The organism is Desulfoscipio sp. XC116 (genome assembly GCF_039851975.1).
Classification (GTDB): Bacteria; Bacillota; Desulfotomaculia; order Desulfotomaculales; family Desulfallaceae; genus Sporotomaculum.
In genome coordinates this window covers 3,225,151-3,249,701 of record NZ_CP156660.1, presented here as the reverse complement: position 1 = coordinate 3,249,701, position 24,551 = coordinate 3,225,151, and the positions used below count along the sequence as shown (strand labels likewise).

The 24,551-nt window shown below is 48.8% G+C and carries 23 protein-coding genes; 18 read left to right on the top strand and 5 right to left on the bottom strand.

What is annotated here, in order from left to right; all coding sequences use genetic code 11:
- The first annotated feature begins 69 nt into the window (after positions 1-69).
- The 3 genes from ABDB91_RS15500 (at position 70) to ABDB91_RS15490 (ending at position 3,421) form a co-directional block, all read left to right on the top strand.
- Positions 70-1,419 carry a sigma 54-interacting transcriptional regulator gene (locus ABDB91_RS15500; RefSeq protein WP_347491624.1) on the top strand — a complete coding sequence of 450 codons (1,350 nt, stop codon included), beginning with the start codon at positions 70-72 and terminating at the stop codon, positions 1,417-1,419.
- A 316-nt stretch (positions 1,420-1,735) separates the two neighbouring features.
- The gene (locus ABDB91_RS15495) at positions 1,736-2,929 is read left to right on the top strand and encodes a thiolase family protein (RefSeq protein ID WP_347488598.1); all 1,194 of its coding nucleotides are present in this window, start codon (positions 1,736-1,738) and stop codon (positions 2,927-2,929) included.
- A 234-nt stretch (positions 2,930-3,163) separates the two neighbouring features.
- Positions 3,164-3,421, top strand: coding sequence for a DUF3243 domain-containing protein (locus ABDB91_RS15490; protein ID WP_347488597.1), 258 nt, complete (start codon positions 3,164-3,166; stop codon positions 3,419-3,421).
- Positions 3,422-3,467: 46 nt separating this feature from the next.
- Here ABDB91_RS15490 and ABDB91_RS15485 read toward each other — a convergent pair whose 3' ends face one another.
- The 3 genes from ABDB91_RS15485 to ABDB91_RS15475 all read right to left on the bottom strand — a co-directional run bounded on the left by ABDB91_RS15485 (position 3,468) and on the right by ABDB91_RS15475 (position 7,817).
- The gene (locus tag ABDB91_RS15485; protein ID WP_347488596.1) at positions 3,468-4,049 is read right to left on the bottom strand and encodes a hypothetical protein; all 582 of its coding nucleotides are present in this window, start codon (positions 4,047-4,049) and stop codon (positions 3,468-3,470) included.
- Positions 4,050-4,072: 23 nt separating this feature from the next.
- A complete protein-coding gene (locus ABDB91_RS15480; protein ID WP_347488595.1) occupies positions 4,073-5,311 on the bottom strand; it encodes an HD domain-containing phosphohydrolase in 1,239 nt (412 codons plus the stop codon).
- 241 nt (positions 5,312-5,552) lie between these two features.
- Positions 5,553-7,817, bottom strand: a complete 2,265-nt coding sequence (locus ABDB91_RS15475) for a DNA translocase FtsK (protein ID WP_347491623.1) — start codon at positions 7,815-7,817, stop codon at positions 5,553-5,555.
- 397 nt (positions 7,818-8,214) lie between these two features.
- Between ABDB91_RS15475 and ABDB91_RS15470 the strand changes: the two genes are divergently transcribed.
- Positions 8,215-9,258 carry an HD domain-containing phosphohydrolase gene (locus tag ABDB91_RS15470; protein WP_347488594.1) on the top strand — a complete coding sequence of 348 codons (1,044 nt, stop codon included), beginning with the start codon at positions 8,215-8,217 and terminating at the stop codon, positions 9,256-9,258.
- A 186-nt stretch (positions 9,259-9,444) separates the two neighbouring features.
- Here the strand turns inward: ABDB91_RS15470 and lgt are convergent, their stop codons facing one another.
- Together lgt and ABDB91_RS15460 are read right to left on the bottom strand one after the other, a co-directional pair.
- Positions 9,445-10,212: a prolipoprotein diacylglyceryl transferase gene (gene lgt / locus ABDB91_RS15465; RefSeq protein WP_347488593.1), complete on the bottom strand. Its 768-nt coding sequence runs from the start codon at positions 10,210-10,212 to the stop codon at positions 9,445-9,447.
- Positions 10,213-10,644: 432 nt separating this feature from the next.
- Entirely contained in the window at positions 10,645-10,905 is a 261-nt protein-coding gene (locus tag ABDB91_RS15460; RefSeq protein WP_347488592.1) for a DUF1294 domain-containing protein, read from the bottom strand.
- Between the two features lie 449 nt (positions 10,906-11,354).
- On the opposite strand from ABDB91_RS15460, the gene trpE reads away from it, so the two are divergent.
- The 14 genes from trpE (at position 11,355) to ABDB91_RS15390 (ending at position 24,539) form a co-directional block, all read left to right on the top strand.
- Positions 11,355-12,830 carry an anthranilate synthase component I gene (gene trpE / locus ABDB91_RS15455; protein ID WP_347488591.1) on the top strand — a complete coding sequence of 492 codons (1,476 nt, stop codon included), beginning with the start codon at positions 11,355-11,357 and terminating at the stop codon, positions 12,828-12,830.
- 455 nt (positions 12,831-13,285) lie between these two features.
- Positions 13,286-13,861 carry an aminodeoxychorismate/anthranilate synthase component II gene (locus tag ABDB91_RS15450; protein ID WP_347488590.1) on the top strand — a complete coding sequence of 192 codons (576 nt, stop codon included), beginning with the start codon at positions 13,286-13,288 and terminating at the stop codon, positions 13,859-13,861.
- A 252-nt stretch (positions 13,862-14,113) separates the two neighbouring features.
- Positions 14,114-15,151: an anthranilate phosphoribosyltransferase gene (gene trpD / locus ABDB91_RS15445; RefSeq protein WP_347488589.1), complete on the top strand. Its 1,038-nt coding sequence runs from the start codon at positions 14,114-14,116 to the stop codon at positions 15,149-15,151.
- The gene (trpC, locus tag ABDB91_RS15440) at positions 15,148-16,032 is read left to right on the top strand and encodes an indole-3-glycerol phosphate synthase TrpC (protein WP_347488588.1); all 885 of its coding nucleotides are present in this window, start codon (positions 15,148-15,150) and stop codon (positions 16,030-16,032) included. The genes trpD and trpC overlap by 4 nt, the downstream gene beginning before the upstream one ends.
- On the top strand, positions 16,029-16,712 hold the full coding sequence (locus ABDB91_RS15435) for a phosphoribosylanthranilate isomerase (RefSeq protein ID WP_347488587.1): 684 nt from the start codon (positions 16,029-16,031) through the stop codon (positions 16,710-16,712). The genes trpC and ABDB91_RS15435 overlap by 4 nt, the downstream gene beginning before the upstream one ends.
- Positions 16,713-16,909: 197 nt before the next feature.
- A complete protein-coding gene (gene trpB / locus ABDB91_RS15430) occupies positions 16,910-18,100 on the top strand; it encodes a tryptophan synthase subunit beta (RefSeq protein ID WP_347491622.1) in 1,191 nt (396 codons plus the stop codon).
- Positions 18,093-18,947 (top strand): tryptophan synthase subunit alpha, encoded by an 855-nt coding sequence (gene trpA / locus ABDB91_RS15425; RefSeq protein WP_347488586.1) that lies wholly within the window; start codon positions 18,093-18,095, stop codon positions 18,945-18,947. Before trpB ends, trpA begins: the two co-directional genes overlap by 8 nt.
- Positions 18,931-19,761 carry a 3-deoxy-7-phosphoheptulonate synthase gene (gene aroF, locus ABDB91_RS15420; protein WP_347488585.1) on the top strand — a complete coding sequence of 277 codons (831 nt, stop codon included), beginning with the start codon at positions 18,931-18,933 and terminating at the stop codon, positions 19,759-19,761. The genes trpA and aroF overlap by 17 nt, the downstream gene beginning before the upstream one ends.
- A gap of 427 nt (positions 19,762-20,188) precedes the next feature.
- Positions 20,189-21,109 (top strand): phosphate ABC transporter substrate-binding protein, encoded by a 921-nt coding sequence (locus ABDB91_RS15415; protein ID WP_347488584.1) that lies wholly within the window; start codon positions 20,189-20,191, stop codon positions 21,107-21,109.
- 69 nt (positions 21,110-21,178) lie between these two features.
- Entirely contained in the window at positions 21,179-22,072 is an 894-nt protein-coding gene (pstC, locus tag ABDB91_RS15410) for a phosphate ABC transporter permease subunit PstC (RefSeq protein ID WP_347488583.1), read from the top strand.
- Between the two features lie 2 nt (positions 22,073-22,074).
- Positions 22,075-22,965 (top strand): phosphate ABC transporter permease PstA, encoded by an 891-nt coding sequence (gene pstA / locus ABDB91_RS15405; RefSeq protein WP_347488582.1) that lies wholly within the window; start codon positions 22,075-22,077, stop codon positions 22,963-22,965.
- A 3-nt stretch (positions 22,966-22,968) separates the two neighbouring features.
- Entirely contained in the window at positions 22,969-23,712 is a 744-nt protein-coding gene (locus ABDB91_RS15400; protein ID WP_347488581.1) for a phosphate ABC transporter ATP-binding protein, read from the top strand.
- Between the two features lie 113 nt (positions 23,713-23,825).
- The gene (locus tag ABDB91_RS15395) at positions 23,826-23,996 is read left to right on the top strand and encodes a hypothetical protein (protein WP_347488580.1); all 171 of its coding nucleotides are present in this window, start codon (positions 23,826-23,828) and stop codon (positions 23,994-23,996) included.
- Positions 23,997-24,101: 105 nt separating this feature from the next.
- Positions 24,102-24,539, top strand: a complete 438-nt coding sequence (locus ABDB91_RS15390) for a hypothetical protein (protein WP_347488579.1) — start codon at positions 24,102-24,104, stop codon at positions 24,537-24,539.
- The last annotated feature ends 12 nt before the right edge of the window (positions 24,540-24,551 follow it).

The window sequence follows — 24,551 nt, the reverse complement described above, 5'->3', positions numbered from 1 at the left end:
CTGAGTGATAACCGGCGAGTATCCGCTAAGGAGAAAATAAAAAGTCCTCTTAACCGGCTTGATTTGGAAATGATTATCAACCACTCCTATGATGCCATATTTGTTACCGATGGGTTGGGCAACATACTTTTAGCCAACGCAGCGACAGAGAAATTACTGGGCGTTAACCATAAGGGTTTAATTGGAACCAATGTCAAGAGCTTGCTCGAGAAGAAGATATATGACTGGTCCCCTACATTAAAAGCTATAGAGACACAGTCGGTGGTAACGGGATTGCTAAAAAACCCGCAGGGGACTAGACAAATAGCTACCAGCACACCCTTGCTGGGCGAAAATGGTAATGTCGCCATGGTCATTACCAACGCGCGCGATAAGGTAATAGTTGATAAATACATTGAAGATGTAAAGACGGAGAGAGCAACAGCTAATCGTTACAAAGCCGCGATAGAATATTTAAGTGATAAAGAATTGGAGCTAAATTCAATAGTGGCTGAAAGTCGGCAAATGCGCGAAATTGTTATAACCGGTAATATTATAGCGAAAACCGACAGCACTGTAATGCTGATTGGAGAATCAGGGACCGGTAAAGAAGTAATGGCAAAGTATATACACCGCCATAGTCTTCGCTGCCAAGAACCGTTTATTCCGGTAAATTGCGCGGCTATACCCCATGAACTGCTGGAGTCCGAATTTTTTGGTTATGTTCGCGGGGCCTTCACAGGCGCAAGTACCCAAGGGAAGCCCGGTTTATTTGAAATTGCCGATAAAGGAACGCTATTTTTAGATGAAATTGGCGAGTTGCCGTTAGCCATGCAATCTAAGCTGCTGAGAGTTATAGAAACCGGTGAAATACAAAGGCTGGGCAGTACGGCTATACATCGCGCCAATGTCCGGTTAATTGCGGCAACGAATAGAAACTTAAGAACAATGATCAGTCAGAAACTGTTTAGGAACGATCTATACTATCGTCTTAATGTAATACCCATCCATCTGCCGGCGTTAAGGGAAAGGCCTGATGATATCTTAGCTCTTGCTCAGAGATTTTTAGATGAATTAAATAGTAAATATGCTTTTAAGAAAACATTAACCACGCAAGCGACCTTAAAGTTGCTTGAATACAGCTGGCCGGGCAATGCGCGGGAACTGCGTAATGTTATTGAGAGATTAGTTATTACTTCACCCGGTGAGGATTTATATTTAGAGGAGAACTGCCTGATAAGCGGCAAGGCATGTCCGGATATTAATAAATATCCGGAAAAAAGTATGCCATATAAAGGAACCCTAAGAAGTGTTTTGAAAGCAGTGGAAGAGAGATATATAAGACAAGTGCTGGCCGAATGTAATGGTCGGGTGGGTGAAGCGGCCAAACGCTTGGGAATCCATCGTACCATGTTGTATAGAAAAACAAGGAAGAAATAAGCTTAGGTGTGGCTATTTAGATTGCGATTGCAATTACGGTTATCTAATCAGCGGTTGACATGTGAAGTTAATTTATTTTCATATTTAAGGTATGATGCATTTTAAGCATGTTGTATCTAAAATACTGCTTTCCTGATTGTATATATGTATCATAACCTACATTTATCAGTTGGTATATGGACCAATAAGGCATGTCCGGTTTTAATTTTTTATTTAATTTCTATTTTTATTGTTCGATGGTACATGTTTTGCTTTTAATAACATTGAATGTGCAATGCATTTTTCATACTAAATATTAACGAGGGGGATATTTTTAATGTATTCTAAAGCATTTATTCCTTATGGCGCATACTATAGTTCACCTTTTGCCCGCTGGCAGGGAAGCCTCCAAAATGGGCATTCGATTGAACTGGGAGCGGCAACTGCCAAAAGGTGGCTGGCAACAAAGAATATAGATCCAAAGATGTTTGATTACCTATATTTTGGAAAAACAGTTGGACAAAAGAGCTCTTTCTACTCCGCACCTTGGGCTGCTGCGCTTATCGGCGCCACGCATCTCCCCGGTCTGCATGTTCCCCAGGCGTGCTCTACGTCCACGACCTGTGTAGGTTTGGCAGCGACGAGCATTGAAGCAGGTGCTTTTGTAAACACATTCTGCCTTATGACAGATCGTTGCTCTAACGGTCCTCACACTATCTGGCCCAATCCCCCCGGTCCCGGAGGAGAAGTAATTTCCGAAAACTGGAATATGGATAATATAAACGAAGATCCATATGCGGGGCTGCCTATGCTTAGAACGGCCGAGAATGTGGCCCAAAAGTCCGGTTGGATTACCAGGGAAGACTGTGATGAGTTAACTTTAAGACGTTACGAACAGTACCTGGATTCCTTGGCTAATGACCGGGCGTTTCAGAAACGTTACATGTTCCCGATAGAATATAAAAAGAGCAAAAAGGAAACTGCATTACTTGAAGCGGACGAAGGAGTGACCCGTACAACTAAGGAAGGAGTGGCCAGATTAAAGCCGGTTATTGAAGGTGGAGTGCATACTTTTGCCTCTCAAACCCACCCTGCTGATGGCAACTGTGCTATTGTCGTATGCACCAGGGAAAAAGCTCGTGAGCTTAGCTCTGATAGCGGTATGGAAATACAGGTGGTTTCCTATGGTTTTGCCCGTGCCGAAAAGGCACATATGGCTGCGGCTCCGCTCCCAGCGGCAAAAATGGCACTGGAAAAAGCCCGGATCGGCATTAATGATGTTAAGGTTCTAAAGACGCACAATCCTTTTGCGACCAATGATTTATACCTTGCCAGAGAAATAAACTATGATGTCATGAAAATCAATAATTACGGCAGTTCGCTTATTTACGGGCATCCCCAGGGTCCCACCACCGGTCGCGGCATTATCGAAATGATTGAAGAGTTGGTTACTCTGGGCGGTGGTTATGGTTTATTAGCCGGATGCGCGGCCGGAGACACCGGTGCAGCCCTGGTTGTTAAAGTATCTTAATTAATTTAACTCAAAATTTATATAAACCATGCTTCCTGATTAACATCTTAAGACTATAATGTTATCGGGAGGTGCTTATGATGACTTTAACATCTAAGGAAGAGGTTAATAAAAAGTCAGCCCGCTATATGATTCAAACCCACATGTTTTGTTGTGGGTTTTTTTGTTTTTCCACCGGTCGAATACATATTATTCCTGCCGGCTAGAAATAATATGCCCGGAGGTGTTTTGTGCGTGGAGCTTGAAGTATCGTGGCACCAGTGTAAAAAAATACTGCACCAGGTGGTAAATGCGGCTGAAGCGGTTGGTGTATCAGATGAGCATATTAATGATGTAGCCTGCCGTTTGGGCGATTTTTTAGCTAATAGAGTCGACCCGGGAAATCGGGAGCAGCGGTTGCTTAATGAGTTATGGGACGAGGCCCGGGAGGAGGAAAAAAAGGTACTGACCAGGCTTATTGTGCGGATGGTGAATAAAACGGAAAACATGTAAATCAGCACCGGCCAATAACTAAATTATACTTGCGCCGCCGTTAATTTTATGGCCCGGTTTCTATTATCTGCAGCGGCATCCGCTGAGCTAAACGATAGCGAGATTCCTCCTCCACGAAATCCCGTATACGCGAGTCTTTCAGCATTATCCGCCAGGCTTTGGTTATGGTTTCGATGAAGTCTCTTTGTAGCGGTAAGTCACTGGTTATCAGCGGGCAGCTGTAGGGCAGCTCCAGTGTTTCATAAATGATCAGCAGGCTGCCGTCCTGTTGCAGGTGAGGCGCCAGGGGAAAAAAACGGCAGGCCAGCGGGCGCGCCTCACGGGGGCATGGCCGGGTGCAGCGCACAAAATATACCGGATCGGGCCAGGAAGCCGGGAATAATTGTTCGGCAGGGTCTTGAGCCTCCCAAATAAGCCAGTTCTCCCGGCGGTTAAACATGACTTCCTCTCCCGGGAATAAATATATGCCCAGATCATTATCCCGTCCGGGCTGGCAGCATACACTGCCGCAAAGAGTGCCGCAGTTTTCTTTAAGGGGTGTCGGATCGGCTGTAAGTCGGTAAAGATGTTGGTAATCTTTAGGCGTGAGTATAGAATCCACTGCATTAATGATTTTGCTGTCCGGCATTTTCCTTTTAGCTTCCTTTCTAGTTAACCCACTGCCAACGCTTCTTTTATATTTTCCGCTTCCTTGTAATTGTCCATTAAAATTTGCAATATTTCTCTGTCAATACTTCTGGTTTCCGCCATACGTATCATTATTTCCTCCACCCGGTGTCGGGGCAGTCCCTTGCGGTAGGGGCGGTCTTCAACCAGGGCGCTGAATATATCGGCTACGGCCATGATTCGTGAGCCTGTGGGCATATCCGCACCCGTTAAGTGAAAGGGGTAGCCTTCACCGTTTAATTTTTCATGATGGTAGGCTGCCCATTGGTTTATTTCTTCAAAGCCGTTTATCATACTTAAAATCTGGTAGGTGATATAAGTATGCTGTTTTATAATATTAAATTCCTGCCTGCTTAACCCGGCCGGTTTTTCCAGTATTTCCTCGGGTATACTCAGTTTACCCAGATCATGCAGCAGACCTGCCACATAAATATTTTTTTGCTGCGTATTTGTAAAACCGGCTTGACCTGCTAAAAAAGCGGCTACCTCGGCTACCAGTCGGGAATGCCGGTGTGTAAAAGGGCTTTTGCCGTCGATTATTTCGGCAAAAATTTGGCTGATGCCGATAATTTCCGATTGGCCGGTAATGACCGGGCAGGTGTGCAGCCGGCGGTCCAGGTTGATATCAATGAATTGTGAAGTGAGGTCCAGCCACAGGCTTTCCTTGTCGGCCACCTTGTTAAACACGTTTATTAATTCCGGGTCGAACATGGTGCCGGACCGGGCATTGATTTGCCGCACAATTTCCGGCCGGCAGTCTAATATATTGCCGGGCCGGCCGGCCAGCACATCTACCCGGTCAGCCAAAAAAATTATGCGGCTGAGCAGAGGAATAGCACTGCCCGACAAGCCGGACGGGTTTTGTCCGTCCCAGCGGTCGTGATGATGCAATATTACTTCAGCCAACGGCAACAGCACGGGCATATTGCTAAGCAGTTGGTAACCTTTCTGACAGTGCCGCCAAGGGTTGTTGACCTCAAATTGTTCCAGGTCGGCCTTTTCATGAAAGGTGCTGGTGCCGGCGTCGTGGATTACGGCACTGCAAAGCAGCTGAGGCAGCTTTGCGGACTCCAGCTGCATTTCTTTGGCAATATAGGAGCAAATTAAGGCCACCCGCTGGTGGTGGCGCATCAATCCGTTCCGGTTATAATCCATAGCCAGTGATAAGGCGCGCAGTAATTTATATAGCTCAATTCTTGGCTGCGCTATCGAAGTATTAATCAATCGGTAAAAACCTCCGGGACAATTATCAATTATAATAAATAGTACTAATGGTCTGGTAGTTGTTGGGCCAAACAGGGGATTGTCACGTCGCTTTGCTCCTCGCAATGACGGACTAAGCTAATTTTCATCCTCTGATGGTGTCGTGCAAACGGCATGGATGTCTATAAATGCAAGCGGCAATATTTCGGCGGTAATTCGGCTGCATCAACAATCCCCAAAGGTACAATAAGCCACAGCGTTTTTAAGATACCGCGGTTTTAGCCTCCGGCGATGTTTCCCGGGCTTCAAAGACCTGCCGGTATTGTTCCATGGTCATCAGTACCGCGCGGGGCTTGCTTCCTTCAAAGCCGCCTACGATGCCCCGGCGCTCCATAATGTCCACCAGCCGGGCCGCCCGGGAATAGCCGATGTGCAGTCTGCGCTGCAGCATGGAAATAGAGGCGGTTCCGCTTTCAATAAATATCCTGGCCGCCTGAGGCAATAATTCATCGCTTTCTTCAACTTCCACGGCATCGCCCTCGGGCTGTTCCTCCAGCACCGCCTCATTATAAACAGGCCGGGCCTGGTCTTTAAGGAAGTCCACCAGATTTTCCACATCCTTATCGGATATAAAAGCGCCCTGAACCCGCATCGGCTTGGCTGCGCCCACAGGATAGAACAGCATATCTCCCTTACCCAGCAGCTTTTCCGCTCCGCCCATATCCAGTATGGTGCGGGAGTCGGTTTGGCTGGAAACCGCAAAGGAAGTGCGGGAAGGTATATTGGCTTTGATAAGGCCGGTGATAACATCAACCGAGGGGCGCTGGGTAGCTACCACCAGGTGAATGCCCGCCGCCCGGGCCATCTGGGCCAGGCGGCAAATGGCGTCCTCTACATCCGCCGGCGCAACCATCATCAAATCGGCAAGTTCGTCAATAATCACCACAATGTAAGGCAGCGGGTTTTGCCCCGGTTCCTGCTCAAATTCCCCAAACAAGGCATTATAGCGGGTGATGTCCCGCACTCCTGCCGCTGCAAACAGGTCGTATCGTGTTTCCATCTCCCGTACTGCCCAGCGCAGTGCCCCGGCGGCTTTTTTAGCATTGGTTACCACCGGGCTGACCAAATGAGGAATGCCATTGTAGTTAGCCAATTCGACCATTTTGGGGTCCACCATTAAAAATTTAACTTCCTCCGGGGTGGCTTTGTAAAGAATACTGCAAATCAATGTGTTCACACAAACGCTCTTACCCGAACCGGTGGCGCCGGCAATCAGCAAGTGCGGCATTTTAGCCAGATCCGCCGTTATCGCCGCCCCGGCTATATCTTTGCCCAGAGCAATGGTAAGCCGTGAAGACGAGCCGGAAAAAGCCTTGTCCTCCAGTAATTCACGCAGTGCCACGGCGGCGATTTCACCGTTGGGCACTTCGATGCCTACCGCGGCTTTTCCCGGTATGGGAGCTTCTATGCGTACTCCGGCTGAGGCCATGCCCAAGGCAATATCGTCTGATAGACCCACTATTTTACTCACCTTAACACCCGGAGGGGGCTGCAGCTCATATCTGGTGATGGAAGGACCCACGGATACATGCGTGACCCGGGCTTTGATGCCGAAGCTGTCCAATATTTGTTCCAGCACTTTTATGCGTTGATTTACGTCCCGCCCGGCCGGATTATCCGCCCGGTCAGGCAGGGGAGCCAGCAAGCTCAACGGGGGCAGGTGATATTCCTGTCCTCCGGTCGATGTGCCGGCAGCTTGAAGCGCCGGCTGGCTATCAGGCTGTTCCTCCGGTGAGTCACTTGTAGTTGATGTTTTTGCCGCTGTCGCCTTCGGTGTATCTTTACCATCCTCCCGGTCGGCCGGGGCAACCGCATTTCGGGCCATTTCAATAACCGGTGCGGTAAAGTCTCCGGCAAGCCGCGGCAGGTTGTCATCGTCGGATAATTCGGCATCAATTGCCGGGTGGTTCTTCTTATCCTGCTGTGCTTCCGGTTCATCCACTTCAGTATATAAAAAATTTATGATCAGGTTGCTTACCCTGTTTGCCGCGGACCTGAATCTATACAAGCTGTTTAATATTAAATCTTTAATAGAGCCGCCGGTGCAAAGAGTAATACCAAGTAAAATTAATAAAACAAAAAAAACATAGGTACCTACGGTGCCGAAACAGTATTTCAAGGCATAACCCAGTATGGCTCCGGTCATTCCTCCGCCTTGTCCCGCAAGACCGGCGCTGAATGATTCGGACATGGGGATGTTCCGGTGCAGGAATATTTGCAAACCGCCGAAAAGAACCAGCAGTCCCCAAAAACGGTTGTTTACCCGCCACCTGTTGTGGCTCATCAGCTTAATGCCGATGGGTATCAATAAAAATAAAAAGATTACATAGCCTGACCCGGCGAGCATTCTTAAACTTTTTTTAATTAATAATCCAACTGTACCGACAGAACCTACAGTACTGGTAAATACGCTGGCCAGGCCAATTAATGATAATGCAATAATTGTAAGTCCGGCTATATCCAACATAATGCCGGGACCTGATTTTGACTGAGCGTTCTTTTTTTTCGCGGATTTTGTCAAAGCAGGCTCCTCCTTTGGAGCATTATAGGAGATTATCTCATTTAGAAGCTTACCATAAAATGGTCGCCGGGGCAAGTCAAGCAGCTCGGCGTGTCTTTAGCAAACAAGCAGTTAGTACATCTTGGCCCAAACGTTTTCCAAATTCATCCGAACACGGAGCGGTCTTAAGGTATATTCCTTTACAGTTTAAACTTGTCTATAAATGTAAGTCGTACCTATATCGGTAAAATTCCGAAAAAAAGAGAAATGCCAATTATGAATAGGAAGGATTTCATTTGCTGTTGTAGAATTAGCAAATGAATGCTTTTTTAATAACATTATGTTGAAATTCGGGGTGTAATTCTTGCTGAACGAAAAGGACAATCGTATAAATGAATTCATGGCCCGTGAAGATATAAAAAGCATAATTATTAGAACATCGACCTGTGGTGTGGTGATTGTTGATAAGGATGGAGTAATAGTTGGTTGTAATGATATTTTAAAAAGGCACAGGGCCGTTCGTCATATGCAGCTGATTAATCGAAAGATCGAAGATGTTTTCTTCCGGGGGAAAAAAAAAGATGATCAGGGAAATTACTTGGATCCTCTTATAGAGACATTGGAGACAGGCCGGGTTTTAACCCGGGAATTTGAGTTGCACACAAGCATTGGGGATGAAACTGCCATTTGCCGAGTCTGCTCCTCACCGCTGATGGATGATGAAGGCGGGTTTATCGGTGTTTGTGGCGTATACTATGATTTAACTCCTTATCGCCGAAAAAAGAAACAGCTGGAAGAGATTAATCAAGTATTGGTGCAAACCAACGCTCAGTTGAATAATCAGCATATGGAAACTATCAGGGCTTTTGCCAACGCTATTGCCGCAAGGGATAGTTACACTCGTTGGCATTCGGAAAAGGTGGCCGAGTATGCTCAGCAAATATGTTTTAGTCTGGGCGTAGATGAAGAAATGGCCAATATGGCCTACCTGGCCGGGTTGTTGCATGATGTGGGTAAGATCGGTGTTCCGGAAGCCATTTTAACCAAACCGGGCAGGCTTACAGATTTTGAATTTAATATTATTAAAAAGCATCCTACAATAGGGGTAGATATACTTGATTCCATGCAAAATATGAAAAATATCTTAACGGTAATCAAGCACCACCATGAACGCTTTGATGGCACCGGCTATCCCGATCGTTTGGAGGGGGATAGCATACCTTTGCTTAGCCGAGTACTGGCGGTGGCCGACTCCTTTGACGCCATGACTTCGGATCGCAGTTACCGCAAGGCGTTTCCTATGGATAAAGCCATTGCGGAAATTGAAAAAAATGTCGCTACCCAATTCGATCCCCAAGTGGTTAGTTCATTTATGAATCTGGTGCAGGAGCAATACATCAGCAAGTAATAAGTCCTTTAATATTAAGACAGGCGGTTTAGATAGCCTGTCTTAATATTGTAAAATTCTAATTGTGGATTTGTACGGGGTATATCAAAAAGATAATTATCAACTTATAAATTATCGCTATAATGTTGAATTTGAAAATACTTATTAGTACTTGGATCCCCTTAGGGATTTTTTTTAATTTTGATCTTAATGAGCCGGATTTTTTTTGCGCAGTATGTATATACCCGCCGTACCTGCCAGTATTAGTACAATGCTAATCAATTGGGCTACTCGTATGGGGCCAAGCATTAAACTGTCGGTGCGCAGCGACTCAACAAAAAATCGCCCGGCGGAATATAGAATAAGATACAAAAAGGCAATTTCACCATGCGCCTTTTTATGGGGCCATCGCCAGATAAGAATGATAAACACGGCAAGATTCCAAATAGATTCGTAAAGAAAAGTGGGGTGATAATATTGTCCCTCGATAAACATTTGATTCTTTATGAAGGCCGGAAAATGACTGATAAACTGCTCAGTTACCGGTCCGCCGTGGGCTTCCTGGTTAATAAAGTTGCCCCAGCGTCCGATGGCCTGTCCCAATATCAAACTGGGTGCTAATATGTCCGCGGTTTGCCAGGGGGAAATACCGTAGCGGTGTACATAAAATAACCCGGCCAGCAGTCCACCGATAATACCGCCGTGAATGGCCAGACCGCCGTGCCAGATGGCCAGCGCTTCCAACGGCTCTAACCGGTAATTCTCCCAGGTAAATAAAACATAATAAAGCCGGGCGCCGATAATGGAAGCCGGTATAATCAGGGTGACCATATTTAGAATGTGGTTGGGGTCGAGGTTGTTCCGCCGGGCTCTGTTACAAGCCAGTCCAATGCCCGACAAAAAAGCGGCGGCCATGATAACGCCGTACCACCTGATTGACAAAGGGCCTAATTGTATGGCTACGGGGTCGATCATGCAGCAATCCTCCTATGATTTTTATATTTATGTATTTTACCATAATAGAGTAAAATAAAAAAATTTTTATCCGTTGCGCTTTAAGGTATAATAATCGTTTATTTTGTCATAATTACATCAAGAAAGGAGGGATACGGTGAACAAGAATAAAGATAAATTTAAGAAGGGAAAGAAAGAGAGCTTTAACTACGAATTTGCCAATCCCTTGACTAAAGAGCTCGACCCGGAAAAGAACAATGCGCAAAAAAACAAATAGGTGCCGGGCACTTGAAATTTAACATAAAGTGCTTGTGCAGTAAAGTTTGTCTTAATAAAAATCGCCGGAGCCACCGGCGATTTTTTAACAGTTAAATTACTGCCGGCCCGGGTATTTGAGGCAGTTCCAAAACCGGGCGATATACCTTAATCCCCGGTATCTCTTCAGCATGAGGGTTAATGGCAAAGATAAAAATAAAGGGCTAACAATATTTGCAACAGCATAATAGAAGGTATACCTATAGTAAATGCAAGGTGTCTGGTTTTATGGCGAAAAAGGTAGATGCCGGCCAGTGTCCCGATTGTTCCGCCTGCTAAGGCGATTATAAACAGCGTTCTTTTGGGAATCCGAAACAGCCGGTGCCGGGCGCGATACTTGTCCAATCCGAAAAGGCCGAAGGAAATAAGATTAATAACCAGCAAATATGTTGTTAACATGTTTTGCGCTCCAATTACATACTTATAATAACACTAATTAGATAAGCAGCGATGTTTTTATGATATAACCCATTAATACTTATTGACAACCTATGTGTTTAATCTATATTATACTTTTTATAAAGCGCAATATCTATATGTGAGTAGAGTTGAGCAGAGCAAAGTTTTTTAGTTGAGCTTAGATGAGTATTGTTGTCACGCTAAAAGAAGGCGGCACTCATTTGAGTGCCGTTTTTTGCGTTTAACCGGTTTGTTCTATGCAAGGTCTAACATTGCAGATAATTACTGTGGCGTCACCTTAGCCGATTCTTATATACCGGCCTGTGGTTGTTTACAGTAGCCTGGACAATCAGCATTATATTTATGTCGGTGATGCTGCTATATGGTGAAACTATATGAACGGCACATTAGCAGTGGCAAGGCGCTCATAAGCATTAAGGAGGCAAAATATGATTAAGCCCGGTTTGCAAGATTATCTGATTTTGGCCCGTCAATATAATTTAGTACCGGTATTTACGGAATTTATCGCTGATACTGAGACCCCTATCTCCGTATTTATCAAACTGGCTCAAAACGGAACCGCCTGCCTGCTGGAAAGCGTGGAAGGAGGGCAGCACCTGGGGCGGTATTCATTTATTGCGCTGGACCCGCTGCTGATCTTCGAGTCCACTGGCGGCCGGGGAAAGATTATCTATTCCGACTCGGTAATCAAATCGGCAGACGGCCCGCCATTTAAAACATTGGCAAATTTATTGCAAATCTACCGGGTGCCGCCGTTGCAAGAACTGCCGCGCTTTTATGGCGGCGCGGTGGGCTATATGGCCTATGATGCGGTGCGTTCTTTGGAAAATTTACCTGGTGTACCCCAAGACAAACTGAACCTGCCCGATTGCCTGCAATTTTTCCCCGGGGTAGTGGCTATTTTCGACCATGTGCGTCATACCGTAACTTTAGTAGTGAATTATCCGCAGGACGGAAATGATCCGGCTGTGATATATGACCGGGCTGTGCGAAAACTGGCCCGCATGCGTGCGGCTTTGGCTAAACCGCTGCCTCTCCCGGGGCAATTTACCCTGCGGGGAGAAATTGACGTGGATTTGTCCGATGATGCTTTTTGTCGGCGAGCGGAGCGGGTTCTGGAATATATCCGCTCCGGCGACGTTATCCAGGTGGTGTTATCGCGGCGTTACAGCGTAGGTTTTGAAGGCGATGACCTGGCGGTATACCGGCGACTGAGAAGCGTTAATCCTTCTCCGTACATGTATTACTTAAACGTGGGAGGTATCAAGGTGATTGGCTCTTCACCGGAAATGCTGGTGCGAGTGGAAAACGGTATTATGACTACCTGCCCCATTGCCGGAACCCGTCCCCGGGGAAATAGTCCGGCGCGGGATGGGCAGTTGGCCGGGGAACTGCTGGCTGATGAGAAGGAAAGGGCGGAACATCTAATGCTGGTTGATTTGGGGCGCAATGATTTGGGACGGGTTTGTCTGCCGGGCACGGTAAAAGTGCCCCGGTTTATGGATATTGAATATTTCTCCCATGTTATGCATATTGTCTCCCGGGTCGAGGGTAAGCTGCCGTCCGGTATCAGTGCGCCGGCCGCGCTGGCCGCCTGTTTTCCGGCCGGTACGGTGAGCGGTGCTCCCAAGGTCAGGGCCATGGAAATTATTGATGAGCTGGAGCCTTACCGCCGGGGCGTCTACGCCGGTGCCGTCGGTTACCTGGGCTTTAACGGCAACATGGATACAGCTATCGCCATTCGTACGCTGGTAATTAAAGATAATACTGTATATATCCAAGCCGGGGCAGGTATTGTCGCCGACTCTCGTCCGCGAAGCGAATGTGCGGAAATAGCCAACAAAGCTCGGGCCATGTTCAAGGCGTTGGGCGTGAAGGATACATTTATACCGGCGGCTGATTAGCTTGGTAAATGACAAATTATTTTCAGCACAGGGCCCCGTCAAAGTTGAATTTTTCACAATATATAGATGAGATAAATTCTATTAAACACTAAATGTTGACCAATATAATGACTTTGACGATACCGTGATTTTTAGTATATGGCATCTTGACAGCTGCTAAGATAAGTAGTATATTCAATTAACAATAAATATTACCCTTAATTTAGTTGAGTTTAGTAGAGTAGAGTTTATTTTTATTTGAGTTGAGCTGAGATGAGTAACGACGGATGTTATATGACCGGCGCTCATTTGAGTGCCGGTTTTTTGCGTTTTTTAACGATGATTATATTAAATGCTAACAACGAGTCTTATTAAAATCATTCCCCATGTTACTCAGTTTGGTTATACTTATTGTCGTTTAATTTTCCAAATTAGTTGTTTTGTAATAACTTGGCTGACGGAAAGGCTGGCTTACCATGCTGTTAATGATTGATAATTACGATTCATTTACCTACAATCTGGTGCAGTACCTGTCTATGCTGGGGGAATCGGTAAACGTGCGGCGCAACGATGCCATTAGCGTCGCTCAAATGCTGGAGCTGCGCCCCGATTACCTGGTTCTATCACCGGGGCCGGGCTTGCCCGATGACGCCGGTATCATTATCCAAGCCGTGCGGAACTGCGCCGGACACTGGCCCATACTGGGAGTATGTCTGGGACTGCAGGCCATCGGCCGCGCCTTCGGCGGCAGAGTGGTACGGGCTAAAGTACCGATGCATGGCAAGATATCCCTAATCCACCACGATGGCAAGTCTATATACACCGGCCTGCCATCACCGTTTAAAGTAGTGCGCTACCATTCGCTGGTGGTGGAAAAGGAGACGCTGCCGGACTGTCTGGAGGTGACCGCCTGGACCGATAGCGGGGAAATTATGGGCCTCAGGCACCGCGAATTGCCGGTAGAGGGGGTACAATTCCACCCCGAATCCATGCTCAGCGAATACGGCATGGAACTGCTGGCCAACTTTTTAAAGGGGTCAGGCTTAAACTAACTTAAACTAACTTGAACTAAAATAACTAACATAGTGAACTTGTTTAGTTAGCTAAACATCGTGGTTTCAGATGGGGATTCTACCCCACTTCTATAAGTAAGAATAGGAATTATTACTTATAGAAGTGGGAGTCTGGGAATTTGATTAACTTCGCTATAATGTTAAATGCTATGCTGCTGAAGGAAAATGGTAATCAGTCGCAATTTAAAACCACTTTTAGGGTCCTTTGTTAGCTGAGAGGAGGAGAGCTGAGTGCTAAAGGAATTATTGCAAAAGGTAGTGGCGGGGCAGGATTTTAGTGAGTCTGAGGCTATGCAGGCCATGGAACAGGTTATGGACGGCCGGGCCACCCAGGCCCAGATTGCCGGATTGCTCACAGCGCTCAAGTTAAAAGGAGAAACCATCGCTGAAATTACCGGATTTGCCCGGGTGATGCGCAGCAAAGCCACGCCGGTATCCACCAGGCATCCTTTGCTGGTGGATACCTGTGGCACGGGTGGAGACGGGGCCAATACATTTAATATTTCCACTGTTGCCGCGCTGGTGCTGGCCGGGTCGGGCGTTAAGGTGGCTAAGCACGGTAACCGCTCCGTGTCAAGCCGGTGCGGCAGCGCCGATGTGTTGGAGGCGCTGGGGGTAAATCTGGATCTTGAGCCGGATGAGGTTTCGGCCTGCTTGGATGAAGTGGGCATAGCCTTTTTATACGCTCCGTCACTGCATGGCGCTATGAAATACGCCGCCGCACCACGCCGGGAGCTGGGTTTTAGGACGGTGTTTAATATCCTCGGCCCGCTGACCAACCCGGCCGGGGCCAAAGCTCAGGTGTTGGGGGTATACAGCCCCACACTGGTGCATGTGCTGACCGAGGTGCTGCTGCGCCTGGGCGCGGAGCGGGCTTTTGTGATACACGGCGCCGGTGGGTTGGATGAAATGTCCCCGTTCGGGCCTGCATTGGTTGGTGAAGTTAATAACGGCATTATTAAAGAATATTCTATTGATCCGTTGGCTTACGGTTTTACAGAGGCGGGTATCGAAAAGCTGTCCGGCGGCTCCCCGGAAGAAAACGCAGCCATTGTGCGGAGTATTTTAGAAGGTGAGACCGGTCCCCGCCGGGACGCGGTTTTGATGAATGCAGGTCTGGGACTGATGGCGGCCGGGCTGGCTTGTGAATTTGCCGAAGGTGTACAATTAGCCGCTCGAAGTATTGACCATGGCTTAGCCCGGGCCAAACTTCAGGATATGATTGATTTTACCGTTGGATGTCGGAAAGCCAGGGTGGCCGGGCTATGAGCGTGATGGCCGCACCCGTGCACGGCGGTATTTTAGATAAGATTTTGCGGCATAAAAAGGAAGAAGTGACGGAAAGCCGACGGCTGCTGCCGCTGCGGGAAATAAAGGAACGGCTTGGCGATACGCTGTCATCACCAGCAATGCAATGTCGCGGCTTTACCGCCGCGCTGCGGCGGCCCGGCCAGGTGGCGCTGATAGCCGAGGTTAAAAGACGGTCCCCTTCCCGGGGTATTATTAAAGAGGATTTTAATCTGGCGGAGATTGTGCGGGCTTACCAGAATGCCGAGGTGGACGCGATTTCTGTATTGACTGACCGGCAATTTTTCGGCGGGGCGCCGGAGTACCTCACCGCGGCCCGGCAAATCACCAAAGTGCCGCTGCTGCGCAAGGATTTTATTATTTCGGAATACCAGATATACGAAGCCCGGCTGCTGGGCGCGGATGCCGTGCTGCTGCTGGCCGGGGTGCTTACCGGCACTGTGCTGGCTGGGTTTATCGAGCTAACCGGGCTGCTGGGTATGGAAGCGCTGGTGGAGACCCGCACACCTGAAGAAATCGGGCGGGCTATTGAAAGCGGCGCCGGGGTTATCGGCATTAACAACCGTGATTTGCGCACCTTCCAGGTAGACCTGGGTATAACGGCGGAATTAATGAAATATATAAATAAACCCGATATTACGATAGTTAGTGAAAGTGGCATTAAAACCCGGGCGGATGTGCAGCGCTTGGGTGTCTGTGGAGTTGATGCGGTGCTTGTGGGCGAGACTCTGATGGCCTCCGGTGACCCGGGTCGGGGCGTGGCCGGCTTGCAAGGAGCAGCGGCTCTGCCACGAAAAGAGTACTGCAGTTCAGTGGATAGCCGGGGGGTGGCAAGCACATGATAGCCGGTAAGCGTTTGCGGATGAAAATTAGCGCACCCCTCGCTGCCTCGTCATTCAGGTGTTCGCAGCTTGCGAGTCGCCAGGTGCGGGTGAAAATTTGTGGCATTATGGACGCGGCCGCCGCTTTGGCCGCAGTAGATGCCGGCGCGGATGCCCTGGGTTTTGTTTTTGCGGACAGCCGCCGCCGGGTGACACCGGAAGTAGTCCGGGATATTATCGGGCAGCTGCCGCCTTTCGTATCCCGGGTGGGAGTATTTGTCGATTCACCGCCCGCTGAGGTGACTGATATAGCTACTTACTGTGGCCTTACTGTTATTCAATTAAGCGATGGCGATAGTTCAGCCCATATTCTGCCGGTGATTAAAACATTTCGGGTGGGCGGCGGCAGGGCATTGTCTGTGTTGTCCGGCTGTCGAGCTGCTGCCTTTTTATTTGACACCTACAAAAAGGGTTCTTACGGAGGTACCGGGGAAACCTTTGATTGGCGAATACTGCAAAATATAAAATGCCCCGGTCCGCTGATACTGGCCGGGGGGTTGACCGCCGCTAATGTCCGGGAAGCTATAGAGATTGTCAAGCCTTACGCCGTAGATGTTTCCGGTGGGGTCGAGACGGACGGACGCAAAGATGTAAACAAGATTAAAGAGTTTATAACACAGGCCAAGGGGGTTTTGATATGACCATGCCATTACCGAAAATCGCATATACAAAGTTAAGCCGGGCGAGCAAAAATTGTTCCGCCGCCGTCGGGTTAACACCGGGTGGCGCGGTGCCGGCGAGCACACCGGATGAACCGGGCGACACAACTGGCGCTTATGTACCGGGTGCTTCGAAAAGAGGCGCCGGGGATGAGCTGAACAGTGCTTCCGCTTTGCCAATGCCCGATCCCAACGGCTATTACGGCGGCTTTGGCGGTAAATTCGTCCCCGAGACGCTGATGCCGGCCTTGGAAGAATTGATTGATGCTTATGAACAGGCTAAACATGATGCGCAATTTCGTAAGGAATATCAGTATTACTTAGCTGATTATGTAGGCCGTCCCTCACCGCTGTACTTTGCCGGAGGATTGACTGAACATCTGGGCGGGGCCCGGGTCTACCTGAAAAGGGAAGACCTGAACCATACCGGGTCACATAAAATCAACAACACTATGGGCCAGGTGCTGCTGGCCCGGCGCATGGGTAAAAAACGCATTATAGCTGAGACGGGCGCGGGACAGCACGGGGTGGCCACAGCCACCGTGGCCGCCATGTTTGGCCTGGAGTGCGTTGTTTATATGGGCGAGGAGGATATCCGCCGCCAGGCGCTGAACGTTTTTCGCATGCGTCTGCTCGGCGCCCAAGTAATGCCGGTGAATTCGGGCAGTAAAACGCTCAAGGATGCCATGAACGAGGCTATGCGGGATTGGGTAACCAATATTGCCACCAGTTACTACCTGATAGGCTCGGTGGCCGGGCCCCACCCTTACCCCATGATTGTAAGAGATTTTCAGCGGGTCATTGGCGAAGAAGCACGGCGGCAGATTCAGGAACAGGCCGGGCGCTTGCCCGACTATGTATTGGCTTGCGTAGGCGGCGGCAGCAACTCCATGGGTATATTCCATCCCTTCCTGGAGGATGAAAAAGTAGCCCTGGTGGGTGTTGAGGCGGGCGGATACGGTTTGGATACGCCGCTGCATGCTTCCACGCTGACCAGGGGCAGGCCGGGAGTTCTGCACGGCTCGCTTAGTTACCTGCTGCAGGACGGCGATGGCCAGGTTGCTCCGGTGCACTCTATTTCCGCGGGCCTTGATTACCCAGGGGTGGGGCCGGAGCACAGTCACCTCAAGGAGATCGGCCGGGCTCAATATATTACGGCCACTGACCGGGAGGCTTTGGAGGCATTTAAGACGCTTTGCCGCACCGAGGGCATTATACCCGCCTTGGAAAGCGCCCACGCACTGGCGGCCGCTATTCGCCTGGCCCCGCAATTGTCCGGGGACAGTATTATACTGGTCAATCTGTCCGGGCGTGGTGATAAAGATGTACACACCGCAGCAGCGGAAATGGGGGTGTCCATAGATGAATAAAAAGATGAATAAAACTTCAAGCGGCAGTCGGATAGAAAATAAGCTAAAGGACGTGCCGGCCAGGGGAGATAAAGGGCTAATTGCCTATATTACCGCGGGTGACCCCAACCTCGACGCCACGGTGGAACTGGCCTTGGCTATGGGTGAGGCCGGGGCCGATGTACTGGAGCTGGGCGTGCCTTTTTCCGATCCGGTGGCTGACGGCCCGGTTATTCAGGCGGCTTCCCAGCGGGCACTGGCCGGTGGCGTGACGGTACGCGGCATAATCGGGGCGGTGGAGCAAATCCGGCAGCATAGCGATGTACCCCTGGTATTGATGACCTACTATAACCCGGTTTACCAGTACGGCTTGGAAAGGTTTGCCGCTGACGTGGCTGAGGCGGGCGGGGACGGTTTGATATTGCCCGATTTGCCCCCCGAAGAATCCGGGGCGCTGCTGCGGGCGACAGATAAATATCCTATCGACTTGATACCGCTGGTTACCCCCAATACTCCGGACCGGCGGTTGCCCTTGATTTGCGAGCGGGCCGGAGGGTTTATCTACTGCGTGTCGGTGACCGGGGTGACCGGGGAGCGTGAAAGTATCGTCACTGATTTTTCCGCTATGACCGCCGGGGTGCGCAGGCACAGCCCGCTGCCCGTGGCGGTAGGATTCGGTATCGCGCGCCCCGAACAGGCCGCCGCCGTGGCCCGGCATTGTGATGCCGTGGTGGTGGGCAGCGCGTTGGTAAATATTATTGCCCGGCATTCCGGCGCACCCGGTATGGTTGATGCGGTTTGCCGACGGGTGCGGGACTTGAAAAATGCCCTGACCGGGCCGGAGGTGAGCGATGTTGCCGCCCTATAAATTAGCCAGCAGGGAAAACAAGCCGGATAATACCGTGATTAAGGTGGGGGATTGCCTGATCGGCGGGGGAAACCCGGTAGTGATAGCCGGACCGTGCGCCGTGGAGGACGAGGAGATGCTGGTTAAGCTGGCCTGCCGCTTAAAGCGGATGGGGGTTCAGGTGCTGCGGGGCGGCGCTTACAAACCCCGTACTTCGCCTTATTCTTTCCAGGGCCTGGGTGCCGACGGGCTGCGTATACTGGCCGAGGCCGGGCGGGCGGCCGGTATGCCGGTGATCACCGAGCTAACGGACGTGCGCTGCCTGTCCGAGGTGTGCCGCTACACTCATATAATTCAAATCGGCAGCCGGAATATGCAGAATTTCGAGCTGTTAAAAGAAGTGGGCCGGGTGGGGTATCCCGTAATGCTTAAACGGGGCCTTTCCGCCACTTTGGAGGAATGGCTGCTGGCCGCGGAATATATTTTGGCCGAAGGTAACCCGGAGGTGATTCTGTGCGAGCGGGGCGTTCGGGGGTTCGAAACCTATACCAGAAACACCTTTGACATCAATGCCGTGGCGGCGGTAAAGAATCTTTCCCATTTGCCCCTGATTGCCGACCCCAGCCACGGCACCGGCCGCCGGGAACTGGTGCTGCCCGTGGCCCGGGCCGCCCTGGCCGCCGGCGCCGACGGCCTCATGCTGGAGGTGCACCCCGCTCCGGAAACCGCCCTTTCCGACGGGCCGCAGTCACTGCTGCCCGGAGAACTGGCCGCCTTCATGGAAGAGCTGCGGGGTGCGGGTGCAGTACTCCATTATTCCCGGGTGAGTGCTTAAGTGAGAAGTGTCTGGTCAAGGGAATTAAGTTACCGTCTCATCTCTTGAAGGAGTGGGGCGGTATTTTTTTTGTTGTACATGTACTTTGGTGCAACCGGTTCTGGACGCCAGGCCATACGCAACTTAAATTTGTTTTTCAAGGAATTTTGCAAAAGCTTGTCTAGCTCTTTGAATCGATTTTCGGATTTTAGTATTATAGAAATCATCATTATTTCGTTTCACATAAGCTAATTTATTCCTTTTTTATACGATATATTCAAGGATAAACTATAACCCACCCCTGGCGGGTGACACCTCATTTCAAGAATAAAAAGAATCAATTATTCACCCCAGATAAATAAAAATTTTCTATTTTACATAGTAACTTTTTTTATGATAAATAGTTATAGAGTTGCTGAAAAACATTGTGATATATGGGAGGTAATCAATGGTGAGGAACAATAAGCTATTAGCGGTATTTTTAGTCGTCTTGAGTTTGTTTTTGCTGGCAGGTTGCGGGCAGAATGAATCGAAAGCCACGGATCAGACGGGTGATACCGCGAGCCAAATGCAGTCCATAAAATTGGGCGGTTCCAGCACCCTGGCGCCGGTTGTCGCCCAATGCGCCGATAGTTTTACTGAGGAATATAAAACCTGGAACAAAGTGGATCCACAATTGCCGGAAGAACCTATCGTAATCTTTGTTTCCACCGGCGGCTCCGGTTTTGGAGTTAAAGCAGCCCTGGACGACACCGTTGATATTGGTATGGTATCACGGGAAATCAAGGATGAAGAAAAGGAAAAAATGCCGGAGGGTAAGATTTTTAAGCTGGGCTCTGATGCTTTAACGATGGCTGTCCATCCCCGGAACGAGGTCATGCAAGTAAAACCGGATTTAACTACAGATGAAATAAAGAGTATATTTGCCGGGGAAATTAAAACCTGGAAGGAATTAGATGTCAAGCTGCTTGGCAATTCCATTGTATTGGCCATAAGGGATTTGGGAGGCGGTGCCAGTCAGGTATTTGATGAATTTATCATGAAAGGAACTCCGGTTGCCAAAGAAGCCATTCAACTGCCTTCCATGGGTGCGCTGGCTGGTAAAGTAATGGAAAACCAAAATGCTATCGGTTACGTTTCTTTTGGTTTAGTTAAACAAAACGAAGGCCAACTGGGTGTGCTTAAAGTGGATGGAGTTACCCCTACATTGGAAACCATCAGCAGCGGGGAATATAAGATAGCACGACCGTTGCTGCTAATCACCAAAGATGCTCCCAATACGAAAGAACAACTATTTATTGATTACCTTTTATCAGATGAAGGGCTAAAAGTAGTTGAGGAAATGGGGTTTGTCCCCGCTGCTAATTAATAAATTAGCAATGCTAATGTGGGTAGTTTAAAACAACTACCCACAATCATTTATTCAAGAGTGATAACTATGCAATTTAAAGCTAAAAAGCAGTTATACTTAAATACTTCCATGGGTTTGATTTGTTTATTGGTATCCAGCGGTGCCATGTTATTGCTGCTGGCTATTGTTTTTTTTATAGCACGGGAGAGCTGGCCGGTATGGTCTGCAATGGGTCCGGCCCAATTAATTGGCGGCCTGGATTGGAACCCTCTGGCCAAACCGCCCTTATTGGGTTTGGGAGCAATGATCTGCAGTACCCTTTGGACGGCTTTAGGTGCTATATTACTGGCCGCTCCCATTGGCTTATGCAGCGCTATCTTTTTAGCGGAATTTGCTCCTGCCTGGCTGGCGGCGATCATTAGGCCGGTGTTGAATGTTCTTACGGGCATTCCTTCGGTGGTTTATGGTTTTCTTGGTGCCGCTGTGCTGGTTAAATATTTTGAGATTTCATGGCATATGGCCAGCGGCGAGTCCTTATTTTGTGCTTCACTGGTGCTGACGGTGATGGTTTTACCATACATCGTGGCCGCTTCCGAGTCCGCCCTGCGTGCAGTACCCAGTGAATACAGGCAGGCGGCGCTGGCTTTAGGCGTTTCCAGATCATATGCTGTTTTAAAGGTACTGCTTCCACTGACTGCAAGGGGCCTGCTTGGGGCTTTAATACTGGCCTTTGGCCGGGCCGCCGGTGAAACAATGGCCGTATTAATGCTGGCCGGCAATATATTGCTGTTTCCAACTTCGTGGTTTAGCAAGGGTGAGCCGCTTTCCGCCTTAATTGCACTGGAACTGGGCACTTCCGCAACCGGTAGTCTGCATTACCATGCCTTATTTGCAGCGGGTTTGGTACTGCTGGCATTTGTTATGGGCGTTAACCTGTTCATAAATATATTAATGCATTATAAAGGGAAACGGGGCACATAAAAATGATGGTTAAAAGAAATGCCGGGCGGGTGGGAGATAATAAAGCAGGCAAAGCGAACCTATGGCGACGCTGTCAGGATATAATCTGGCTAAGCTTGTTCTGGGGCGCGGGACTGGTAATCCTTATTCTCTTATTATGTATACTGGCCTACCTGTTGTACCGGGGTGGTTCTTCATTGACCTGGGAATTTGTAGCCAACGCCCCTGCGGGTTTTCCCCTGGGCACACAGGGAGGGGTGCTTCCCGCCATCAGGGGTACATTTTACCTGGTGATTATCGCAGTCACCGCATCGGCAATACCGGGTATCATAACTGCGGTATATCTAGCTGAATACGCCGGCCCAACGAAGTTTAGCAGCTTGATCAACTTAACCGTTCAATGTATGGTCGGGGTTCCTTCGATTATAACAGGACTGTTTGCTTATGCTTTTTTTGTACTATACCTGGGTTTGGGAATATCATTACTAGCCGGCGGTCTGGCCCTGAGTATTATGATTTTCCCGGTAATTGTGGTAACCGCTAGAGATGCACTGCTGGCGGTTAATAAACAGTATCGCTTGGTGGGCGCCGCGCTGGGCGTGTCCCGCTGGTATATATTATGCGAGGTAGTCTTTCCCCAGGCCATGCCTGCCATAGCCGGCGGGCTGTTGCTGGCTATGGGTTACGCAGCGGGAGCAACCGCTCCCATAATGGTTACAGCTGCGGCAATATCAGCCGATTCTTCGGGCAATCTGTTTGAACCCGTGATGGCGTTGCCGTATCATTTATATATACTTTTCAGCCAGCATGTATCTTTGTCTAAAGCCTACGGCACAGCTTTACTGCTGGTACTTTTATTATTGCTTATTAATGTGGCGGCCCTGTGGCTGCGCAGCATAAAAAAAGGGGCTTAAGCTATGTCTTTAATTATAGAGAACTTTAATGCCTGGTATGGAAAAGGCCAGATATTAAAGGATATCAATCTGGAGTTTAAAGAAAAAAGCATATTTGCCATAGTCGGCCCTTCGGGCTGTGGTAAAACCACTCTTTTAAGGAGTGTAAATAGAACAGCTGGATTGGATAAAGCTTTCAGGGGCAGCGGTCAAATATTACTGGCCGGGACAAATATTTATGCCAGCAAGGATGCGGCGGATATTCGCCGCCGGGTGGGACTGGTATTTCAAACCCCGGTGGCATTGCCTTTAAGCATAAAGGAAAATGTTCTTTTCGGTCCGCGCTATTACGGGGCCGGTAAAAAACAACTGCCTGTCATAGTTGAAAAATGCTTATTTCAGGCCGGTCTGTGGGATGAAGTTAAAGATAAACTGAATAAACCCGCGGCCAAACTATCCGGTGGGCAAAAGCAAAGGCTGGCCATCGCCCGAACGCTGGCGGTTGAACCGGATGTGCTATTGCTGGATGAGCCTTGCTCCAATCTGGACCCTGCCTCCACACTGCTTATCGAAAAACTTTTGGTTGACCTGTCCGCACAACTGACCATAGTTATCGTAACCCATAATCTTTTTCAGGCTAAAAGGGTGGCGCAAGAGACAGTATTTATGGCTGATGGTTGGGTGGTGGAATGCGGAACAACTGAGGCTATGTTTAATCAGCCCCGCAAGGAAGCAACCAGAGCCTTTTTTTCAGGCTTAATGTGGTAGACAAATGTTCACTGGATGGGAGAAAATAATTTTTTATTGCCGAATTTTAGGATGTCGATATCTTGAGGAAAAACTAAATAATTAAAGAAATAATTAAAACCAGGGACTTAAATATGAGGCGATTTGCTCTTTTCATTTGTCCGATAATGGTTCTGGCCATGATCGCTTGTGCAAACGAGCAGGTGAACGTCTACGATCAGCAAAAGCAACTGGTGAAAAACGTGATGTTTATGGTGGGCAGTGATATGTATTTTGTTGATGGGCAAAAATTACATAGCATTTAGTTTGTTTAGTTGCAACTAGACAAACTAAATGCTATAATGCTTTAAGGAGCGTGATGCGGCATCAAAGAACAGGAACTTCAATTTATAGAAGAACTGGGGCTATTAATGGAAAATTCCGGCGCGACCAAGACCTTGGGCCGTACCTTTGGCTACCTGTTGCTGGCTGACCAGCCCAGGACTCTGGACGAGATAGCCAAAGATCTGTTGTTCAGCAAAGCCACGGCATCCCTCACCGTCCGCCAGGGTTTGATTATGCACATATTTGAAAAGGTGAGCATCCCCGGAGAACGCAAGGCCTATTATTGTGCCAATACAGAGTCATGGATCAAAGCCTCGCTTGAAAAGGCTGGTGAAATGAAAACTTGGGCGGAAGTAATCGACCGGGGCTTGAACTGTGTTCCGCCCCACAACCGGGAATCCGGGGAAAACTTGCTGGTATTGAAAAACTACTTTAGTTTTATCAACTGGTATCTATCGGACATAGCGGTTCAATATGAGCGTTGGAAGAAGGGTGAGATTGACGAATCCTCGGAAAAACCATGAAAGGCGTGCGGA

Coding starts and splice junctions, on each gene's coding strand:
- ABDB91_RS15495 (WP_347488598.1), top strand. CDS start 1,736: ATGTATTCTAAAGCATTTATTCCTTATGGCGCATACTATAGTTCACCT.
- ABDB91_RS15400 (WP_347488581.1), top strand. CDS start 22,969: ATGTCTTTAATTATAGAGAACTTTAATGCCTGGTATGGAAAAGGCCAG.
- trpA (WP_347488586.1), top strand. CDS start 18,093: ATGAATAAAAAGATGAATAAAACTTCAAGCGGCAGTCGGATAGAAAAT.
- trpE (WP_347488591.1), top strand. CDS start 11,355: ATGATTAAGCCCGGTTTGCAAGATTATCTGATTTTGGCCCGTCAATAT.
- ABDB91_RS15460 (WP_347488592.1), bottom strand. CDS start 10,905: ATGTTAACAACATATTTGCTGGTTATTAATCTTATTTCCTTCGGCCTT.
- pstA (WP_347488582.1), top strand. CDS start 22,075: ATGATGGTTAAAAGAAATGCCGGGCGGGTGGGAGATAATAAAGCAGGC.
- pstC (WP_347488583.1), top strand. CDS start 21,179: ATGCAATTTAAAGCTAAAAAGCAGTTATACTTAAATACTTCCATGGGT.
- ABDB91_RS15390 (WP_347488579.1), top strand. CDS start 24,102: ATGGAAAATTCCGGCGCGACCAAGACCTTGGGCCGTACCTTTGGCTAC.
- ABDB91_RS15475 (WP_347491623.1), bottom strand. CDS start 7,817: ATGTTGGATATAGCCGGACTTACAATTATTGCATTATCATTAATTGGC.
- ABDB91_RS15450 (WP_347488590.1), top strand. CDS start 13,286: ATGCTGTTAATGATTGATAATTACGATTCATTTACCTACAATCTGGTG.
- ABDB91_RS15415 (WP_347488584.1), top strand. CDS start 20,189: ATGGTGAGGAACAATAAGCTATTAGCGGTATTTTTAGTCGTCTTGAGT.
- trpC (WP_347488588.1), top strand. CDS start 15,148: ATGAGCGTGATGGCCGCACCCGTGCACGGCGGTATTTTAGATAAGATT.
- trpB (WP_347491622.1), top strand. CDS start 16,910: ATGCCCGATCCCAACGGCTATTACGGCGGCTTTGGCGGTAAATTCGTC.
- ABDB91_RS15485 (WP_347488596.1), bottom strand. CDS start 4,049: ATGCCGGACAGCAAAATCATTAATGCAGTGGATTCTATACTCACGCCT.
- aroF (WP_347488585.1), top strand. CDS start 18,931: ATGTTGCCGCCCTATAAATTAGCCAGCAGGGAAAACAAGCCGGATAAT.
- lgt (WP_347488593.1), bottom strand. CDS start 10,212: ATGATCGACCCCGTAGCCATACAATTAGGCCCTTTGTCAATCAGGTGG.
- ABDB91_RS15395 (WP_347488580.1), top strand. CDS start 23,826: ATGAGGCGATTTGCTCTTTTCATTTGTCCGATAATGGTTCTGGCCATG.
- ABDB91_RS15500 (WP_347491624.1), top strand. CDS start 70: ATGATTATCAACCACTCCTATGATGCCATATTTGTTACCGATGGGTTG.
- ABDB91_RS15435 (WP_347488587.1), top strand. CDS start 16,029: ATGATAGCCGGTAAGCGTTTGCGGATGAAAATTAGCGCACCCCTCGCT.